This window comes from Microcoleus sp. S13_B4 (assembly GCF_036700885.1).
Lineage (GTDB): Bacteria > Cyanobacteriota > Cyanobacteriia > Cyanobacteriales > Microcoleaceae > Microcoleus.
Genome location: NZ_JAUBPU010000132.1, coordinates 1 through 2,368, shown reverse-complemented (window position 1 = coordinate 2,368; position 2,368 = coordinate 1). Strand labels below are relative to the sequence as shown.

The 2,368-nt window shown below is 37.7% G+C and carries 1 protein-coding gene and 2 pseudogenes; 2 read left to right on the top strand and 1 reads right to left on the bottom strand.

Annotated features, from left to right (window positions below; translation table 11 throughout):
- Positions 1-117: 117 nt before the first annotated feature.
- A pseudogene (locus QT994_RS27495) lies at positions 118-491 on the top strand (IS1 family transposase); the annotation flags it as partial.
- 800 nt (positions 492-1,291) lie between these two features.
- Positions 1,292-1,687 (top strand): helix-turn-helix domain-containing protein, encoded by a 396-nt coding sequence (locus tag QT994_RS27490; protein ID WP_333180262.1) that lies wholly within the window; start codon positions 1,292-1,294, stop codon positions 1,685-1,687.
- Between the two features lie 52 nt (positions 1,688-1,739).
- On the opposite strand, the pseudogene QT994_RS27485 reads toward QT994_RS27490, so the two are convergent.
- Positions 1,740-2,368 (bottom strand): annotated as a pseudogene (locus QT994_RS27485) (IS4 family transposase); the annotation flags it as partial.

The window sequence follows — 2,368 nt, the reverse complement described above, 5'->3', positions numbered from 1 at the left end:
GGTGTTACCTGCTTCTCCTTGTGTTAATAATCTTTTGACGTATATCTAGGGAGTAGGGTTTCATTTTTCTCTTTCTTGCCACCTCTAATATTGTACCTAATGGTTAAGCAAAGTGCTGTAGATGAATTAGAAACATTTGTCGGCTCAAAAAAAACAAAACCTGGTTATGGACAGCAGTAGACCATTTTAAACCAGGTATTTTTGGATGGGTTTTAGGCGACCCTAGCGCAAAAACCTTTGAACCATTATGGGGCATTGTTAATAAATGGAAATGCCATTTTTATGTAACAGATGGGTGGAAATTTTACCCAAAGTTTATTCCCGATGGATATCAGATTATTAGGAAAACCTATATGACAAGAGTTGAGGGTGAAAATACAAGATTAAGACATTCTTTGGCTCGCCTAAAACGAAAAAGTCTTTGTTATTCTAAATCTGAACAAATGCTAAGATATTCAATTCAGTTACTAATTCACTGTAGTTTAGACTAAAAAATGAGTGCAGCTAAAAGTAGCGGCCTTTTAAGAGTAGGCAAGCTGTTACTCAAAAACTCAAGAGGTAGAAGATTAAACAGCTAATCTTGAAGACTTTTTGCGTCGAGAAACCCGTTTTTTTACAGTGGGATAGCAAGGTGCCTTAGTCCGTACCTTTCCTTTTGCCCAGCCAGGGGATTTTCCCCTATGTTTAGGCCTTTGAGCGGGAGTACCAATGTCAACTAAAATCGACAACATTGATTGGGCAACACGTCCAGGGGTTAAATTGATAGTAGCAGATTGCCAAGGTAGTATAGCAATCCGATCTGAGTCTCACAACACAACGCCCTCTTGTCTTCCTAGACTTCTTGTATAGCAAGACTTTCAGATTTTACAGATCTAGAAAATTACTTAGGATTGCTATATATTCTGGACTACTAAATCCCTAGCTAACCAGAGTTGCCAACTCATCAATGGCATTAAATCGCTCCACCGCTCTGATTGCTCGGGAGTTCTTAAGTTAGGTAATGTCCAATGTAATCGTTGCTTGACAAATCTATACCAATGATCCACTCCAAAGCGTCGTAAATACTTAAACCAGACTGTTTTTAGAGGGAGAGTTCGTTCTCCCACCCCAGCCAACCATAAGGGTGGAAACGGCTGACCGTTTGACATGGGCTTCATTCTTAAGGGCCCGGATTAAATTGACTCTGTGTTCAGCGGCACGATAAAAATGTAAGTATTCACACAAAATTAATTACATAAAGAACTATTATGATATAATAGAAAATATCAACTTGTGTTCAAAGAGGTTTTATATGTTTTTATTTCGAGATATCAATCCACTTTCTTTAAAATTGCTAAACCGAATTTATCGCGAAAGCAGACATCATCAAGTGCGCCAAAAAGCACATTTTCTGATTTTAGCTTCACAAAATATCAACAATGAAAAGTTAATGAAAATCTTTAAAGTTAGTTATAAGACAATGTATAACTGGTTGAATCGATGGGAATATGAGGGAATGCTCGGATTATATAATAAACCAGGTAGAGGCAGAAAAAAAACATTTAATTCCGCACAATCAGATCAAATTAGAGACTGGGTAAAATTGCAACCAAAACAATTAAAGCAAGTAGTACAAAAAATCAAAAAAGAATGGTCTGTTAATACAAGTACGGAAACAATTAAGAGAATAATTAAAAAAAAAAGATGAGTTGGCATAGGATGCGTCGAGGTGTTGGCGGCCTGACGGGGTGACAACAGAGTCAAAATCCTGATAAAATCAAGGACATAGCTCTCAAACCACTCTGAAAAAATGGCAGCTTGTTACGTCTAATTCTCATTAATTCAGCAACTATTTCTTGGCAAAACTCCATTCCAACCACCCAAGATTGACCATATAATCCAATCCAAAAACTGCTATGACGGCGATACGCTCGCTTGCCTTCAGTTAACCGTCCCGTATATTTTTGAATTCCCATTTCCTTGATTTTTTGCCCTTGGAGAACAGCACAACTGTAAGCAATAGCAATGACTAAAATTAAGTTTTTTAACCGCTCATTGTTAGCGTGACTCTTCTCTAAATTGTAACCACCTGTCTTACAGTCCTTGAACATGGCTTCAATACCGCTGCGACATTTAAAAGCAGCAATTGCCAACTTCAATTCCCCTAAATTAGTGAGCAGATACCAACCTTCAGCATCAACTTTTTCTCGATATTTACGCCGCCAATAACCGGCGACATCAAAACAACCAAACCCTTTTTGTTTGGTCACTTTAACTCCGGTTAAATAAAAGCTACTTCCTGGCAGTAATCCTAACTCAGATAAGTGGACATAATCGGCTTCTTCTGATTGGATATAACGCTCCTGTTTAATTCTAAGAACAAACTTTA